Annotated in this window: 13 protein-coding genes and 1 pseudogene; 5 read left to right on the top strand and 9 right to left on the bottom strand. The window is 49.6% G+C overall.

Translation table 11 applies throughout. The features are described 5' to 3' along the window. Positions 1 to 9: 9 nt before the first annotated feature. On the bottom strand, positions 10 to 1,167 hold the full coding sequence (locus C2M24_RS12025; RefSeq protein ID WP_105215131.1) for an efflux RND transporter periplasmic adaptor subunit: 1,158 nt from the start codon (positions 1,165 to 1,167) through the stop codon (positions 10 to 12). 387 nt (positions 1,168 to 1,554) lie between these two features. Here C2M24_RS12025 and C2M24_RS12030 point away from each other — a divergent pair, with 387 nt between their 5' ends. Then, positions 1,555 to 4,077, top strand: a complete 2,523-nt coding sequence (locus tag C2M24_RS12030) for a zinc-dependent metalloprotease (RefSeq protein WP_105215133.1) — start codon at positions 1,555 to 1,557, stop codon at positions 4,075 to 4,077. Positions 4,078 to 4,139: 62 nt separating this feature from the next. On the opposite strand, the gene C2M24_RS12035 is transcribed toward C2M24_RS12030, so the two are convergent. After that, positions 4,140 to 4,754: a PQ-loop domain-containing transporter gene (locus C2M24_RS12035; RefSeq protein ID WP_105215135.1), complete on the bottom strand. Its 615-nt coding sequence runs from the start codon at positions 4,752 to 4,754 to the stop codon at positions 4,140 to 4,142. 299 nt (positions 4,755 to 5,053) lie between these two features. Next, positions 5,054 to 5,908 carry a D-hexose-6-phosphate mutarotase gene (locus C2M24_RS12040; RefSeq protein WP_105215137.1) on the bottom strand — a complete coding sequence of 285 codons (855 nt, stop codon included), beginning with the start codon at positions 5,906 to 5,908 and terminating at the stop codon, positions 5,054 to 5,056. Positions 5,909 to 6,112: 204 nt separating this feature from the next. On the opposite strand from C2M24_RS12040, the gene C2M24_RS12045 reads away from it, so the two are divergent. The 3 genes and pseudogenes from C2M24_RS12045 to C2M24_RS12055 all read left to right on the top strand — a co-directional run. Beyond that, the gene (locus C2M24_RS12045; protein WP_105215139.1) at positions 6,113 to 6,607 is read left to right on the top strand and encodes a MarR family winged helix-turn-helix transcriptional regulator; all 495 of its coding nucleotides are present in this window, start codon (positions 6,113 to 6,115) and stop codon (positions 6,605 to 6,607) included. Positions 6,608 to 6,846: 239 nt separating this feature from the next. Then, positions 6,847 to 8,166: a porin gene (locus tag C2M24_RS12050; RefSeq protein WP_105215141.1), complete on the top strand. Its 1,320-nt coding sequence runs from the start codon at positions 6,847 to 6,849 to the stop codon at positions 8,164 to 8,166. Between the two features lie 143 nt (positions 8,167 to 8,309). Continuing rightward, positions 8,310 to 8,687 (top strand): annotated as a pseudogene (locus C2M24_RS12055) (YbaN family protein); the annotation flags it as partial. Between the two features lie 115 nt (positions 8,688 to 8,802). Here C2M24_RS12055 and C2M24_RS12060 read toward each other — a convergent pair. Next, positions 8,803 to 9,177, bottom strand: coding sequence for a DUF3703 domain-containing protein (locus tag C2M24_RS12060; protein ID WP_105215143.1), 375 nt, complete (start codon positions 9,175 to 9,177; stop codon positions 8,803 to 8,805). Between the two features lie 177 nt (positions 9,178 to 9,354). Then, positions 9,355 to 9,588: a TIGR02647 family protein gene (locus tag C2M24_RS12065; protein WP_105201159.1), complete on the bottom strand. Its 234-nt coding sequence runs from the start codon at positions 9,586 to 9,588 to the stop codon at positions 9,355 to 9,357. 221 nt (positions 9,589 to 9,809) lie between these two features. On the opposite strand from C2M24_RS12065, the gene C2M24_RS12075 reads away from it, so the two are divergent. Further along, a complete protein-coding gene (locus tag C2M24_RS12075; protein WP_105215147.1) occupies positions 9,810 to 11,252 on the top strand; it encodes an amidohydrolase family protein in 1,443 nt (480 codons plus the stop codon). 141 nt (positions 11,253 to 11,393) lie between these two features. On the opposite strand, the gene C2M24_RS12080 is transcribed toward C2M24_RS12075, so the two are convergent. From C2M24_RS12080 to C2M24_RS12095, 4 genes are all read right to left on the bottom strand, one after another. Further along, entirely contained in the window at positions 11,394 to 12,167 is a 774-nt protein-coding gene (locus tag C2M24_RS12080) for a hypothetical protein (RefSeq protein WP_105201161.1), read from the bottom strand. Between the two features lie 548 nt (positions 12,168 to 12,715). Beyond that, entirely contained in the window at positions 12,716 to 14,932 is a 2,217-nt protein-coding gene (locus tag C2M24_RS12085; RefSeq protein WP_233999545.1) for a polysaccharide biosynthesis tyrosine autokinase, read from the bottom strand. Between the two features lie 16 nt (positions 14,933 to 14,948). After that, a complete protein-coding gene (locus C2M24_RS12090; protein WP_105215151.1) occupies positions 14,949 to 15,389 on the bottom strand; it encodes a low molecular weight protein-tyrosine-phosphatase in 441 nt (146 codons plus the stop codon). Positions 15,390 to 15,393: 4 nt separating this feature from the next. Then, complete coding sequence (locus tag C2M24_RS12095) at positions 15,394 to 16,512, bottom strand: polysaccharide export protein (protein ID WP_105215153.1); 1,119 nt, start codon at positions 16,510 to 16,512, stop codon at positions 15,394 to 15,396. Positions 16,513 to 16,593 lie beyond the last annotated feature (81 nt).

The raw sequence follows: 16,593 nt of genomic DNA on the forward strand, positions 1-16,593 counted from the left end.
GGGCCTCTCCTACAGCTGGTCGTTGCTTGGGCTGGTACTCACCTGCCCGGCGATACGTACTTCCATGCCCTGCTGCGGATATTCCGGCAAGGTCAGCACGATGCGATCGCTGCTTTGCAGGCCTTCGCTGATTAAGAAAAACTCATCTTCTTCGCGCACCACGGTAACCTGACGCGGCTGCAGCAGGTTGTCCTTGTTCACCACCCAGACGGTTTTATTGTTCACCAACTCTTGCGGTAAGCGGAAAATTTCACGCAGGGTTTGCCCCGGGAATTGTACCTGTACATAGCTGCCAAATTTGACCTTGGGTTGCTGCGTGTGAATGGCATAAGGGTCATCCACACGCACCACCAAGTTGCTCATACGCGTGGCGCTATCGACTATCCCCAAATCACGGTCAATCACCGCACTGCGGCTATAACCACCGAGTCCTTCCTGGGTAATGGTGGCCTCAATGCCAGCAACACGCGGTGGTAAAAAGGCGCTGTCGAAGCCGGCGATGGGCAGAATGATCTCCGCCGTCTCGATATTATTAAGCTCTGCCACCTTGCTGCCCGGGCTGACAAACTGGCCCTGGCCAATGTCGCGGGAGATCACCAGGGCATCATAAGGAGCACGCACTTCGCAGTTAGCAAGATCACGCTGCGCCCGCTTGAGCGCCGCTTCCGCCGACTTAACAGCCGCCTGAGCACTCAATACCTGAGGTTCGCGCAAGAATAGGGCCGAGCGCTTCACGCCTGGGGTGCGGGCGGCTTCGTCTTTGGCCACCTGTTGCTGCGCCTGCTCTTCAATCAAGGCCGCCTGTGCTCTCGCTACCTCGGCCTCGGCCTGCAACACAGCCGCTTCATAGTTGTCTTTTTCTATGGTGAACAGCAGCTCACCACGGGCAACTATGCCGCCGGCAACAAAACCCTTGTTCCAGCTCACCACTTCGCCACTGACCTGAGCGGCAAGTAAAGTGTGTTCAAGCGGTCTAACCTCGCCATAGCTGGTCAGCAGCACTTGGTGATCGCTGGCGGCCAGAGATTTCACCTCGACTATAGGCCGGGTATCGACCTGCTTGGTTTCATCCGGCTTTTTCGCCGTTGCCATGATACCGCTAGCGGCGGCCCCAGTGACCACAACAACTGCGAGTGCGACTAAGGATTTTTTTAATGCCTGATGCATGGCCGATCACCTTGATAAAATTATATTCAGCATATATTAACAACTTGGTTCTTTTTAGTAACTGCTCATTTGTAAGCAAGTATTAATTTTAGCAACATCAAATATCAACCGCTTTGTAATTGATAAACAAGGGCTTTCTACTTCGTCAACGGCGCATTTATCGCCCACTTATATGTCTTTGACAGCACCCTCACTAAGCAGCACCGAGCACCAATAATGCGATAAAACGCTCTTAGCCATACTTTGTTACAAAGTAAAAATTCATATTTATCAATTAATTATTTGCAGTACATCGGCTTTATACCGGCTTCTGTCTCATTCCCGGTTTTTTCGCCAGCCAGTTTCAGTACACTGCTTTGCTAACAACAAGCAAGATCAGGGACCCAAATGAAACTCTCTACCCTTACACTGGCCCTTAGCCTGGCGCTAGGCAGCCAGGCCACCTTGGCCAAAGATAAAGAAGAAGAAAAAACTAAAACACTGGCGCAAACCACCGCCGACCATATCCTTTACGATGGCGTATTCGATTTTTATCAAGACCCCAAAAGCGGCGACAACCTAATGGTGATCACCGAGGCGCAGCTTAACAAGCCTTATGTTTATTTCGCCCATACCGTAGACGGTGTTACCGATGCCGGTCACTTCCGTGGCGCCTATCGTGAAACCAAACTGATCGAATTTCGTCGCTACTTTGACCGCGTCGACATTGTTAGCAAGACCCCGCGTTACCAGTTCAACGACGACAGCGCAATTGCCCGCGCTGCTGAAGCCAATATCAGCGAAGCCGTACTCGCCAGTCTGCCGATTGAAGTGGAAGAAGCAGGTAAAATCGCTTTTAAAGTAGACAAATTATTCCTCAGCGAAGCGCTGCATAAGGTGTCGCCTTGGAGCAACCCGGACGACAAAGACGCCAAGAAGCGCTTTAAACTGGGCAAGCTGGACGACAAAAAATCACGCATTATTAAGCATCGCCCGTACCCTAATAATATAGATATAGTTGTCGACTACGTATTTAACAATGACAACCCCAGCGTCCGCGGCTCAGCCGCCATCAGCGATCCGCGCGCAGTTTCAATCAAGGTTCAGCACTCCTTTGTGGCATTACCACAAAACGATTACCAGCCACGCTACGACGATGCCCGCATCGGCTACTTTAGCAACCAGTTTGACGATATGACCTCGGCGGATTGGGCTCCTTATAAAGACGTGATCAAACGCTGGAACCTAGTGAAAAAAGACCCGCATGCCGAGCTATCCGAGCCGGTTGAGCCGATCGTCTGGTGGATTGAAAACACCACGCCGGTAGAATGGCGAGACACCATAAAGGAAGGCGTACTGGGCTGGAACAGCTCGTTTGAAAAGGCCGGTTTTAAAAATGCCCTGGTCGTGAAGGTGCAACCAGACGATGCCGATTGGGATGCCGGTGATATCAACTACAACGTGTTACGCTGGACCTCATCACCTCGCCCGCCATTCGGCGGTTATGGCCCGGCGCTGGCAAGCCCGCTCACAGGTCAAATCCTGGGCTCGGACATCATGCTTGAATACGTGTTTATGAAAAACCGTTGGATCTACGACACCCTGTATTCCCAAGGTGCGGCCAGCCTAGCTCAAAGCCCAGTCCGCGGCGAAGCCCAGGGCGAAGAGCTAAACTGCTCGCTGGGCCAAGAATTACAACAAAACATGATTTTGGCCAGCACCCTGGCCAGCGGCGCCGACATCAGCGACAAAGAAATTCTGCGCCAGGGCCTAACGCAATTGGTGCTGCACGAAGTAGGTCATACCCTGGGTCTGAACCACAATATGAAGTCATCCATCCTGTGGGATGAAAAGCAGGTGCATGATAAGAGCCTGACTCAAGGCATAGTGACCGGCTCTGTGATGGATTACGCTCCTGCCAACATAGCACCAAAAGGCGTTGAGCAAGGCGACTTTTTCCAAACCAAACCAGGTCCTTATGACGATTGGGCGATTGAATTCGGCTACAGCCAGGCGCTCACTGAAGCTGAGGCCGAGCAAGCTCGCCTGGAGAAAATCCTGTCGCGCTCCGCTGAGCACAAGCTGGCCTTTGGTAACGATGCCGATGATATGCGTGCCCCGGGCCGTCATATCGACCCACGCGTGATGATTGGCGACCTTTCCTCAAACCCAGTAGCCTATGGCGCCGAGCGCATGGCACTCGTAGAAAGCCTGCTGGCCGAACTTAAAGCCAAAGCCTTGGTTGAGGGCGAAAGCCACCAGCAGCTAGTGGTCTCGGCCAATATTCTCGCCGGCCAGTATAAGCAGCAGGCGGAAGTGATTTCTCGCCAGATCGGCGGTATTTATGTCGAGCGTAACCTGGTTGGCAGCGATGGCGGCAAGGCACCATTTACTCCGGTACCACTGGAGCGTCAAAAAGCGGCCATGCAGGTGTTAGCCGACAAGGTCTTCGCACCTAATGTTCTTAAAGACATGCAGCCGCTGTACAGCTACTTGCAGCAACAGCGTCGTGGCTTCAACCACTATGGTAAGAATGAAGATCCAAAAGCGCACGCCATGATACTGACCATGCAGCAAGGGGTGCTTAACCAGTTACTGCATAAGAATGTATTGCAGCGTATTTCTGACTCCAGCCTGTACGGCAACGAGTATGATTTAAGCACCATGATGCAGGATCTTACTGCGGCTATTTTTGTTGATGCCAAGGAAGCCAGCAGCCTAAGCCATAACCTGCAGGTGGAATACGTGAATCGCCTAATCGCCATTGCCGGCGTGAAGAAGCCTAGCGGCTACGACAACCTGGCCAAGGCGGCAGCATTATCGCAACTGCAGCATATCCGCGACGAGAATGTCGCCTGGGGAGCCAGTGCGGCGGCCAAGGCCAATAAGCAGTATATTAACCTGCTGATCGACAAGGCATTAACCGTTTAAGCTTGCCAGCTAAGAGACAAAAAAGGCCACATTATGTGGCCTTTTTTATGGTCAATTCTGTACTAGGCCATGGCCGGGCGTTGGCGATAATATTGAATACAGGCCAACTGTGCCGCATTGGTTAAGAGGATCATCACAAAATTAAGCACATGAGCCACACTCGGCGTGCTCATGGCCAGCTCCGCCGCCAGACCAAGTACACCGGCAATAAACTGCAAAATAAAATACCGGGCACTCAGGTTAGAAACATCGCCACTGCGGATGGTTTTATAGGTTTGCGGCATCACGCGGATTGAGCTCATCAGTAACGCCACAAAGGTTAAGACATGGAGTAGTTCACCGGTATCAATCTGAGCGCTAAGCAGCAAGGTAAAGGGCAATAAAGTAGCCACTAGCAAGAGCAATAGTCGTTTACGCTGGCTATCGCTGGCGTTATAGCGGATAAAGTAATAGAGGATCAGCGCACTGAGCATGCCGGTTACCACGAATGGCAACACCATGGCGTAGCGCTCAAAAAACAGGTTAAAGGCGATAAAGTAAAGGCTTTGCGCCACTCCAAAGCTCATCATCAGCAGAGAGACCCCGGAAACACTGCGATTCCTACGAATTTTATTTAGCATGGGTAAAAAGCTAAAAGCCAGAATCAAGGACGCAAACAGGGCTAGATACTGAGTCAAGGCAACCTCTTTTAGTAATTAAAAAGTTAACCATTAAAAATCATAGTTAATACTAAGTTTAAATTTGTAAACTTATGATTTTTAACGATTTTAAAGAAGGCGCGCATTGTATATTTGCGTGATTTGTTGGCAAGCTTGGAGGGGTAGACGGTCAAGGAACCGCTGTAAATATTTTCGTACAAGGAAAATACAAAGCCCTAGGCAAAAGCTCTAGGCAAAAGCCTTAGGCAAACACCCTTGGCAAAGCAGTGGGCTCAGCCAGTAGAGGATGGCCAAACCCAGGCGGGATAATGTCGAGCTTACCCCCAGCGAATAATAGTGCCCAGAGTATGGCTTTCGCCGGGAGCCAACTCTACCTTGTCATCCAACACATTGGCCGCTTCCAGGCACAGCATGCGATGGTATTCATCATCGGCAAAGTTAGAAAGGCGCTTGGATTTGTCCACCCAAGGGTTCCACAGTACACAAGAACGGGAGTTCTCACGCTCTACTTCTATGGTGCCATCGGGAGTACGAATGCGCTGCAGCTCGCCAGCGCCGCTGTATACCATATCGGTTTCGCGACCAAAGCGTACCACCTCTTGCTGCTCGAAGGGGCCTTCACCAAACTCAATATAGTGCGCGCCTTGCAGGCCATCAACCTCGGTTTGAGTGATATCCGGGGTCGGGAAATAAGTGTGCAGAGCCTGAGTTAGCTGGATCACATGATCATCCAGATTGGTATTAGTTAAACGCACCTCAAGCTGTTTAGCACTGAGCACGTACTCAACCTTCAACTGGGTTTTATGGGGCCAGTATTCTGGGTCGACCTGGGTCATGGGCAAGGACAAGCTGATGCGAATTTCATCCTGAGTTTCCTGTACCTCTTCGGCGCGCCATAGCAAGACGCGGGCAACGCCATGTATCGGCCAATCCGGATGCTGATGCACACCAAACCAGGGCCAACAAATAGGAATACCGCCGCGCATGCTCTTGCCACTTTGAAAGTCTTCTTCTTCGGATACCCAGATAAGGGCTTTGCCGCATGCAGGAGTGTATTGGGTAAGCTGTGCGCCCTGGAGGAAGATACGCGCCTGACATAAGGGCGAGTCCACCTGCAAGTACTCCAGGCCGGAATCACAATGGGTAATAGAAACACTCGATGAAAGCTGCATTATTCAATCCTTAACGATAAAGCGGTGCTGAGTCACCTTACCCAAAGTCCCGCACTAAATAAACATATGGGCAAAATAATTCATCACCTTGTCATCCCCCAGCGAATTCAAACCATAAGCCGCTCATTCACCAGTTTGTGCACAGAGGGTGGCCGAGGCGCTTTTTACGGGTATAATGGCGGGGTTACAGGTTGGAGATTGGAAATGCAAAAGTATGATGAGTTGTTAATTGCCCTACGCAAGGTTATTCGCGCTATCGATCTGCATTCCAAACAACTCAATAAAACCTCGGGGTTAACCGGGCCTCAGTTACTGATCATGAATGAAGTCGCGCAAACCGACGGCATTACCGCAAGTCGCATCGCACAAAACGTGAATCTCAGCCCGGCCACGGTCACCAATATTCTCGACCGCTTAGAGAGCCGCGAACTGGTAAGCCGGGTACGCAGCCAACTCGATAAGCGCCGTGTCAGCCTCTATCTAACCGAGCAAGGAACGGCCCTGTTGAACAAGGCGCCGCAGCCACTGCAAGAGCACTTTATCGACAAGTTCACTAACCTGGCCGAATGGGAGCAAACCCTGCTGCTCTCGTCCATGCAGCGCATAGCCGCGATGATGGATGCCGATAAGATCGATGCCTCACCTCTGCTCGAAGTAGGCGCCATCACCAAACCCTTAGATTCAAACAAAGGCGAATAATCCACCATTAACCTAAGCTTTTGCTTTTGTTACACTAATTAATCATCTTTGGGCTCGATAAGAGGCCTGGTCACTACTACCGCTTGTTCTCGGTTGAGAAACTCGTTGAGACACTCTGCTGAGACACTCTGTTGAGGCACGTGGTTCCAAACGACCAGTCGCCCCGGAACCGGGCCTACCTTCGTAAAAACCCGAAACTTAGTCTAGGCTAGGGGAACGGGCCACAACAAAAGGTTATTATGATTAATTTCAACAGCACAGCATTGGCAGTAAGCTTAGCCCTGACATCTGGCTCGGCACTGGCCAACCCTGAATTGGAGGCAATGAAAAAGCAACTTGAGCAAATGCAGCAGCAAATGCAACAGTTGCAGCAAAAGCTCGAAGCGGCAGAACGCAAATCCAAACAGCAAGAACAAGAGCAACAGCAAATCACTCGGCGCATTGCTAAACAAGAAGAGCAACTGGAACAGAGCGTAGCGCAACAAAGCGAAGAAAAAGAAGATGGTATTCGCATTGGCGGTGCCGTACGTACCAACTACAGCCACACTTCCTACGACGACGACAATAAAAACCGCGGCGGCGACTTCGATTTTGATATATTCCGCGTTAACTTCGCCGGTGATATTGGCGATGTGGAACTCAATGCTGAGATCCGCTTCTTCGACTATATGACGGCGGTAAAATATGCCTATGTGGGTTATGATTTTGCCGACGACTGGCAGGTGCAGGCGGGTATTACCAAGGTACCTTTCGGGAACTGGCCTTATAACTCGCACAACTATTTCTTCGGCACCACCTATTATGTGGGTCTGGAGGATGATCACGATCTTGGCCTGCTGTTTAAACGCAAAATTGCCGACAACTGGCAGCTCGACCTCGGCTTTTTCAAAAACGATGAACTCGGTGGCGTCGACGGCTATGTCGATAACCGCAGCGATCGCTATTCCTACGATGTGGTTGGTTTTCGCAGCGCCGATGAGGGCATTTATGCCGAACCCACCAATGCCATTGGCGAATACAACACCTTCTCCGGCCGCTACGGCTACCACCTTGAACATGAAGGTGGCAAAACCGAGCTAGGAGTGTCTGGTTTACGTGGCGATCTGCATGACGGCGACGACCGTGTTGGCGATTACTATGCCTGGGCGGTTCACCTAAATAGCACCCTGGGCCGCTGGAATTTCCAGTTGCAGCATGGTGAATATAACTATGATATCGATAATGTCGATCGCATGGCGGTAGGCGCATACTCCTTCTACGACAGCATCGCTGCCGAGGCAACCATGACCAATGCCAACATTGCCTACAGCCTGCCAGTAAAATGGGGCGCGGTAACCGGACTGCAGTTTTACAACGACTACGGCATCATCTACGACAAATCGGATAACAGTGCCGATACCTGGATGAATGTCACCGGCTTCTCGGTGGCCGCAGGCGGCTTGTTCACCTATTTCGATCTGGTGCATGCGAAGAACCAGCCGTTTGTTGGTGGCTCCATCGCCGGCGACAGTGACGAAACCGAGCGTCGCTTTAATATCAACATCGGATATTACTTCTAAAAAAGGGCCGCGAGGCCCTTTTTGCTAAATCAACCGTCAACCAGTGCTGGGCTTGATCATCGCTAGAAAAAAGCCATAGCGGCCTTAACCAGGCTTTAGTACACTGCCCCTAACAGGGGTTGTGGAATTGTGTGGTGAGCCTGATAACTGCCCTTAGTCGGCATCTAAAACGCTACAAGAACCTTGCCTTGCAAGCGCTAGGCTTAGGTTTTGTCGGCCTGGGCATAGTGGGCATTGCCCTGCCGGTGATGCCCACCACCATCTTTTTTATCGCCGCCCTGGCCTGCTTTACTCACTCTTCCCCGCGCCTCGAGGCCTGGCTGCTTGAGCACCCCAGATTCGGGCCAATACTAACGGCCTGGCGCCAGCATAAGGTGGTGCCAACCAAGGCCAAATGGCTGGCGGCCTTGGGCATGAGTATAGGCCTGTATATGATGATGTTTTCGACCGCGCCAAGCTATGCCGTGGTGCTGGTGGCCGCTATCGAGGCCTGCGTACTGGTTTATTTAATTCGCCGCCCCGGGAAAGTCCAGCTGCCACCAAGCTCTTTTACCTTGGCTATGACCTTAAGCGCGCTGTTTTTTACCCATCACCTACTCGTCCTTTATTGGCTGCAGGGCTGAGCTAAACACAACACTAGTTCGCCAGCTTACATCTGTGCTTGGCGTCATTAATGGCCTGCACATGAGCTGGCGACAAGGGCATAGGCTTAAACGGGCTTACATTAGCGCCCCCTGTGTTGCCCGTTGGCAGCAAACCTATGGCGGTTTTGCTCAGGGCGCCAACAATACGTAAAACCTGCCCCGCCACCTCGGGATACATTTTGTGTTGCCAGCCCCACACCAGCATCCGCCAATGGGTGTAGGTATGCCAATAGGTGGACTCCTGCCCTAGCACATGGGCATTCTCCAAATGCGTAAACTCTTGCGCACTGAAGGCTAGCCGACGGGCTCTGCGCGCCTGTGCCAACTCACGCAGGACGGAAAAACGAATTGCTTGGGTAAAGTTCATGCTGTGCTCCCATCACTCAATTTTTCAACAGCATAAACCTTAGTGTTAACTCCAAGGCAAGATTTTTTATGAAGTAATATTTTTCAACGACCTTTCGAGGCGGCCGGCATTTACGTCAAGGAAAGGGAAACGAGGCAAGTAAGGCAGCAAGGGCTTGCCGCCTTGGTCATTCTTGAATTAGCAGCTTAGCGCACTGTGCAGGGTGTCGAGGTGATTAACCAGGTCTAGGCCCAAGTCGGTCAGGTAGCCGCCGTCAGGGCTATCGGTAATGCCCTTTTCAAACAGGCGTCGAGCCGCTTCGCGCATGGCTTCATCGGCATCGCTATGCACCTTAATGCCCTGCATATGACTGGCCCGAGGAAATTTAGCCAGTAACTCCATCTCGTCAACCATGGCTTGATTTATACGCATATTATTTTCCTTTGTTGCTTTTATTATCACGCTTGTATTAATGCTAGACGATGAAAAAAAATTTGCCCTGCGCTATATCATAATTTCGCACTTTCATCTTAGAAACCGCTCTGTTTGTACATTTCCATCGCGCACTCATCCGCCAGCGAGCACGTTTTGTCGCATTCAACTGTTGGCAGCCGGTCGCCACTGTTAGGCTCAAGAAAAATGAGGAGATAACCATGACTAAACTTTTCCCGGCACTGTGTGCCTCCTTGCTGGTAAGCGCCTGCAGCAATATTCCCCCGCCCATGCAGGCCGATGTGCTTATTTCGCAAGTGGATGTTATCGATGTGCGCAGCGGCGATATTAACGCCGATCAACAGGTGGCCATCCGCGGCGATCAAATCATCTGGGTAGGCAAAGATGCCGAGCATATTAATGCCACCACCCAGCTCGATGGCACAGACCAGTATATTATGCCGGGCCTGTGGGATATGCATGTGCACTTTGGTGGCGGCGAAAAGCTGATTGCTGAAAACCAAGATTTATTACCTCTGTACCTGGCTTATGGCGTGACCGCGGTGCGTGATGCCGCCGCCGATATCAGCGATTCAGTGCTCACCTGGCGGGCGGCGATAAATAACAATGAACTACTCGGGCCAACCCTGTTTACCTCGGGCCCCAAGCTAGAAGGGAAGAACTCAATCTGGGCTGGCGACCTGGAGGTAGAAACCGAGGCAGAAATGAACGCGGCGCTAGATCAGCTCGAGGCCATGGACGTCGACTTTATTAAGATCACCGACAGCGCCCTGACCCCCGATCTCTACCTGAAGGCGGTGCAGGAAGTAAAAAAACGCGGCCTGCCGATCAGCGGTCATATTCCTTTTGCGCTCTCGGTCACCCATGTGTCTAAGGCCGGCCTTGATGGCATTGAACACATGCCTTACCTGCTTAAGGCCGGTGCTCGTAATGAAGCGGAAATCTCCGCCAAGGTGCGCAGCGGCGAACTAAGTTACTGGAGTGCCCTGCCCATTATTCGCGCCAATTTTGATGAGCAAACTGCGCTAAGCAAATACCGCGTACTGGCCGAAAACGACACCGCGGTGGTGCCTACCCTGATAGGCAGCCAGATTATCGCCTTTATCGACGAAGACGATCACCTGAATGACCCGGAGCTCGATTTACTCGGCCCGGGCCTTAAGGCCACTTACAGTTGGCGGGTTGAGCGTGCGGCACAAAAGGCCGCCGCCGATGCCAAGGAGATCACCGAGCGCAAAGCCCGCTTTCGCGCCACTCGGGACCTTCTTCCCCTACTAGACCAGGCCGGAGTGACCATTATGGCCGGTACGGATACGGGTTACCTCAATTCTTATATTTATCCGGGTAAGGCATTGCATGACGAGCTCGCCATTTATGTCGACGGCGGTCTCAGCCCACTGCGCGCCTTGCAAAGCGCGATACTTACGGGACCAAAATGGCTGGGTAAAGAAGCTGAATATGGTGCCGTGGAAGCGGGCAAAAAAGCCGATCTACTGCTGCTTGGCAGCAACCCGCTTGAAGATATTAGTCACACCCGTGATATCCGCACCCTGATCAGCCGTGGCCAGGTCTATAACAGCGCCGCACTGCAAGCCATGCTCGATGCGGCGAAGGCAAAGGTTGCTACAGCACAAGCTCAATAAGGGCTGCGGCGTTTAAACAACAAGCAATAAAAAAAGCCATCAGCTCTAACAGCTGATGGCTTTAACCAATGCCCAAAACATTGTTTGAGCCCAATGACCGCCTGCTAAGCAGGCAGTCATTATCCTTGGCATCTGTTTGCCTTAGTTGTTTTCCACTATGTCCACATCAGCCAGGCTACCTTTAACCGCACGTACTTGCTGTACGGTCACCATGGTCTTACCTACAAGAGCTTTTGCCGCAGAATCAGCGGAGGCTGTATCACCGTCAACTTCCACTGCCGCCGAGGCGCTAGTTGAAAACTTCGCTCTGATTTCATAGATGCCTGCATCCATATTAGGCAAAATGAAGTTAAAGTGGTGAGAAGCTAGGGTGTCTTGCATTAAACCAATTTGTTCGTCAGTTGTTGTACACTCAGTAGCCACATCGATTGTGCCATCAGGTAAACCGTCATCACCAGGAAGGTCGGTGCAGGTCTCAAGCACGCCACCCAAGGTGGCACTCAGCTCCTGCACACGCTTAGACAGCATCACAGGACCAGGGGCTGCAGTGATCTCAGTGCCTGCTTTAACTGCAACAAGTTCCACCTCAACGCTGGCACCCGCTACGGCTTTTGCCGCTGCGCCATCTTTACCTTTTACAGTGGTATCCGTGACTAGGCCGATTTCCGCAGACACACCGACCAATAACTCTTTGTCTTGAGGCACCTTGATGGTGGTCAGCAGATACCCATGTCTTTCGTGAGGAGGCAGCTCCTCACCATCCGCTGGCGGAGTGGTACTGGCAATAGACTCTAATTTTATAGGTTCGTCATTCCAAGCGGCCGCAAACTTAGCCGAGGCATTATTGGCATAAGCGGAAAAAGCAGAACTTGCGAGGGTTACAGATACGGCGAGTAGTAGAGTGTTTAATTTCATGTGAACTCCCTGGTTTTTAAACCATAGTTTTTGATTAATAACTGTGAGCCATAAAACTACTATGGGATCTTCAATACCTTGCTACTGCGGTACTCCACATAACCGTTCTGGTTAAAAATGTGGTCTAAACATTTTAGTCAATTTAAAGGGATTGCAAGTAAAAATTCATTCTTAAGGGTGAGAAAAACAAGGAATATAAAAAAATTTTTTGATTTATCGGAAGTTACTTACTATCTTTTCAGATCTTTTTGAGTTCAGAAGCCCCTAATGAGCTTTCAAGCGCCCTCGACCTAAAAAATTAACGCATTGTTATTTATCCGTTTTATTTTTTCCTTTTCAAGGTCACTTATTCAGTTTGTTCAGGCAGCAGAAAAGGAAAAATAAATTTATCGCTCTGCGTAATTTAATTTTAAAACACCACCAATTTTATTAGGTTTACCGATAAATTTACTGCTATTTCATTAGGTCGCGGATTAGCATCATGCATCTGGCGTGCGTGACCGTAAGCTGTATATAAGCCAGCACGCGCAGATTTCAGCTCACCAGTATTAGGCTGATTCTGATTGATAGGCATAGTTATAATAGCCATAGGCGCTGCCGGCTTTTTTAACCACACCGTTAAATACCACGCCTTTTACATCTATGCCGTTTTGTGCAAAACGATTGACGGTTAACTCAATTTCACGCACCTGGTTTAAACCAAATCGGGTTACCAACAAGGTAGTTCCTGCATGGGCGCTAACGATAGCGGGATCCGTTACCGCTAAGATAGGCGGAGTGTCTATGATAACGAAGTCGTACTGCTCATTTACCTGAGCAACAAAATCATCAAAATTCTTATGCATTAATAGCTCAGAGGGGTTTGGTGGCACCATACCCCGCGCAATAAAATGCAGGCCTTCCACCTCGGTCGCCTGAATTGCTTTATTAAGCTCAATACGGCCACTGAGTAGATCCGATAAACCATTTTCTGACGCCACATTAAAGTGTTTATGCATAAAGCCCTTACGCATATCGGCATCAACAACCAGTACCTTTTTACCACTTTGTGCCAACACTACAGCCAGGTTACCCGAGATAAATGATTTTCCAGCACCGGGACTCGGGCTCGAAATAGCCAACACCTTATTTTTTGCTTCCATCATGGCGAAGTGCAAACTTGTACGTAGGCTACGAAGACTTTCAATCGTCAGATCTGCAGGATTGTATAAGGCGAGTAAATTACCAGCTTCCGCCTCTTTTTTACCGCGAGGCTTGCTCTCTTTATTTAGATTATTCTGAAGATCCGAGTAGGGCACAGAAGCATAAACAGGAATACCTAAAGCTTCAATTTCTCCGGCATCTTCTACGCCACGGTTCATAACCTTTTGAATAAATACAATCACTAGGGCAATAAGGGCGCCAAGGAAGGTTGCCAGCACGACCATCAAGGCTTTTTTCGGTTTAACTGGCTTGGTTGTATCAACTGCCGCCTGATCTACAACACGCACATTACCGACCGTACCCGCGCGAATAATATCCAACTCTTGGGTTTTACCCAGGAGCAGCATGTAAATTTCGTTGCTGACTTCAACATCACGACGCAATCGCAATAGTTCCTGCTGGGTTTGCGGCAGATCGCTCACTTTCGCAACCAACTGGTCACGCTGCTCAGAAACCGCCTCAATTTGCCCCAAAACTCCTTGATAGGTTGGATGGGTCTTTTTAAATTTACGCGAAATATCAACGCGCTTAAGCTCCAGCTCTTGCAACTTGGTTTCCAGTTCAACCACTTGATCGAGAAGACCTTGGGTCTCAAGGGAAATATCAATCGACTGATATCTACGTTGATGTTCGTTGTATTTTCTTTCCGCACGCTCAAGTTGCTTTTTGATTTCGGGTAACTGTACCTCTAAAAACTGCAGCGATTTCGCGGCTTCCGCCGAGTTGCGATCGACATTATTGCGCACATAGATGCTACTTATTTTATTCAATACTTTTTCGGCATAGGCAGGAGAGCTGTGTTCAAAGCTCAATTCAATAATGCCCGAGTCTTTGGCTTTCTCAATGGCTCTAATTTGGCTTTGTAGCCCTAAAATGGCACGGTAGCGATCATTTTTAACCAAGATAAAAGTACTGCCGGGGCGAGCTGTTAGCTTACGTACACTCAACTTATAGTAGCCTTGTGTTATATCTTGTCCTACCTGACCAACCAATATCTGTTCGCCAGCCGGATTGTACAACTCATAGCCATTGTCAGTGGTGACAAGTTCAAACGCTTGGCCCAAAAAGCCTTTAGGCACATCGAAGCGGAAAACATCTATTGATTCACCACCCCAAGCATATTGGTCAAAACCCATAAAAGGCTCGGCCAGGTCGGTATCGCTTTGGGGGTTAAAACCACGAAAAAACTTGTCTCCTATCAGCGGTATCAGCTTAGGTTTGGCAACAAGATTAAGATTTAGGCTGTCGACGGCTTCGCCAATTACAGTGCGTGATTTAAGCAGCTCAATCTCGGTAATTGCGCCACTTGTGCCTTCAAACATGCCGGCCATATCTTCCAAACCGGGCACACTAGGCTTACTCTGCTCGACTTGTATTAGAGCTGTCGCCTTGTAAATGGGCTTAGAGAACACGGCTGTAGCCACACCGATCACAGTGAAAATAGCGGTAATGAGAATAATGAAGTACTTGCGATCGAGCAGGATTGCAAAGAGTGCGAGCAGGTCAATCTCCTGCTCTTGTTGTCTATCTTGGCCTATACGCTGGTTTTTTAGATTACTCATTGAGTTGTTCATACTTCTACAGATACTTAAGCCAAGCATTTGTTGCTTGATCAATTAGTTGATATACATGTTCAAAGGCCTCACGGCTTTGCTTATATGGGTCTGGAATAGGTTGGTTATTCATCCATTTACCAAGCAAAAAAGCCTTTCCGCGAGCGTGAGGGTAACGCTGGTGCAGATCTCTCAAATGAGACTCTTCCATCACTAAAATCACACTATGGCTAGCGACCAGTTCACCGCAAATTTGCCGGCCCTTATGCGGAGTCATATCAACCCCTCGCTCTGCGGATACGCTTTGCGCCGTATGATCGGCATCATGCCCCTTCATTGCCGTAAGGCCAGCTGAAGATACATGGATAGCTTTATTTGCTGCTGCTACTTTACGCTTTAGCAAATACTCTGCTTTGGGTGAGCGGCATATATTGCCAGCACACACCATTAAAACTGAATCAAACATAGGCTTAAAAAACGTTATTTCGTACTTCGATTTCTGAATATTGGTTAATTACAGAAATGGTTGGCACAAGCTGGCGAATTAGACGATTCCAACGAGCAACCGGAGCCGTAGTTACGTAGACAATATCTTTAGGCTGTAACTCAAACTGTTCAGCAAGAACATAAGCCAGTGCATTTTGAGCGTTGAGTTGATAGACATCGGCGATAATATCGCTGTTATCGTTACGCGCTCGCAACACAAAGACGCCATTTGCATTCGCCGTCTCTTCATTCAGACCGCGGGCCTCACTGATGGCCTCTGCCAAGCTTAAGCCGTAACGGTCAATGGTGATTGAACCGGGCTGCTTTACGTCCCCTAACACATAGGCTTTGCGCTCGTCATTACGAGAAATGTGGACAATGTCACCATGTTTAAGTAAACGGTTTTGCGAGATATCACCATGGGCATAAAAATCATCCAGGGCAATCACTTCTGCTTCGCCGCCCCTGGTGAAAGTAACTGTTTTCCAATCGGCACGAGCGGTGAGGCCGCCAGCGTTGTTAATGGCATCAATAAGCGTTAACGGTACTTCAGTAATAGGGAATACACCGGGCTTATTAACCTCGCCCGTTACATAAGCGCGCTGACTGCGAAATCCAACAACTTTTACGTCGACCTGTGGCTGTTCAATAATATGACTTAAACGTTTTACCAGTTCGTCGTGGACTTCAAGAATTGTTTTATTTTTTACTGGAATTTTTGGTGCATACGCGTAGGTAATGGTGCCATCCGCTTGTACACGGAAACCATCAAATTCAGCTGTACGCTGCACCACAGCAGGAATGGTTAATTCGGGATGATCCCAGACACCAATAGAAAGCACGTCTCCCACACCTAGGCGATACTCGTAATTAGAGGTATCAACACCCGCTAGGCTGGATGGTTTTTTTGGTAGAAGATCACGAGATTGACTGGCGATAACTTTTGAATCAATAACCTGGATATTAACCTTATCCAGATCTTGCTCTAACTGGTTACTTTCTTGCCTCGTAGCCGCACCTTCCATATAACTGCCAGGAATTAGCGTACAACCACAGCCGAAAAGAACAATGGCCGCTACAAGTGAGTTTTTCATCAACACCATCCTTATGTTTACATCCTTATTTAGCAACTCAACAAAAGCCAGAAGAGTCTGGAATAATTTATATGTACTTGGAGTTGCGTG

Origin of the sequence: Pseudoalteromonas sp. T1lg22 (genome assembly GCF_002964645.1) — a bacterium.
Taxonomy (GTDB): Bacteria; Pseudomonadota; Gammaproteobacteria; order Enterobacterales; family Alteromonadaceae; genus Pseudoalteromonas.

Bases quoted from the DNA above. Each gene is read 5' to 3' on its own strand.
- C2M24_RS12065 (WP_105201159.1), bottom strand. From the start codon at position 9,588: ATGCGTATAAATCAAGCCATGGTTGACGAGATGGAGTTACTGGCTAAA.
- C2M24_RS12060 (WP_105215143.1), bottom strand. From the start codon at position 9,177: ATGAACTTTACCCAAGCAATTCGTTTTTCCGTCCTGCGTGAGTTGGCA.
- C2M24_RS12085 (WP_233999545.1), bottom strand. From the start codon at position 14,932: ATGAGTAATCTAAAAAACCAGCGTATAGGCCAAGATAGACAACAAGAG.
- C2M24_RS12080 (WP_105201161.1), bottom strand. From the start codon at position 12,167: ATGAAATTAAACACTCTACTACTCGCCGTATCTGTAACCCTCGCAAGT.
- C2M24_RS12045 (WP_105215139.1), top strand. From the start codon at position 6,113: ATGCAAAAGTATGATGAGTTGTTAATTGCCCTACGCAAGGTTATTCGC.
- C2M24_RS12050 (WP_105215141.1), top strand. From the start codon at position 6,847: ATGATTAATTTCAACAGCACAGCATTGGCAGTAAGCTTAGCCCTGACA.
- C2M24_RS12040 (WP_105215137.1), bottom strand. From the start codon at position 5,908: ATGCAGCTTTCATCGAGTGTTTCTATTACCCATTGTGATTCCGGCCTG.
- C2M24_RS12075 (WP_105215147.1), top strand. From the start codon at position 9,810: ATGACTAAACTTTTCCCGGCACTGTGTGCCTCCTTGCTGGTAAGCGCC.
- C2M24_RS12025 (WP_105215131.1), bottom strand. From the start codon at position 1,167: ATGCATCAGGCATTAAAAAAATCCTTAGTCGCACTCGCAGTTGTTGTG.
- C2M24_RS12095 (WP_105215153.1), bottom strand. From the start codon at position 16,512: ATGGTGTTGATGAAAAACTCACTTGTAGCGGCCATTGTTCTTTTCGGC.
- C2M24_RS12090 (WP_105215151.1), bottom strand. From the start codon at position 15,389: ATGTTTGATTCAGTTTTAATGGTGTGTGCTGGCAATATATGCCGCTCA.
- C2M24_RS12030 (WP_105215133.1), top strand. From the start codon at position 1,555: ATGAAACTCTCTACCCTTACACTGGCCCTTAGCCTGGCGCTAGGCAGC.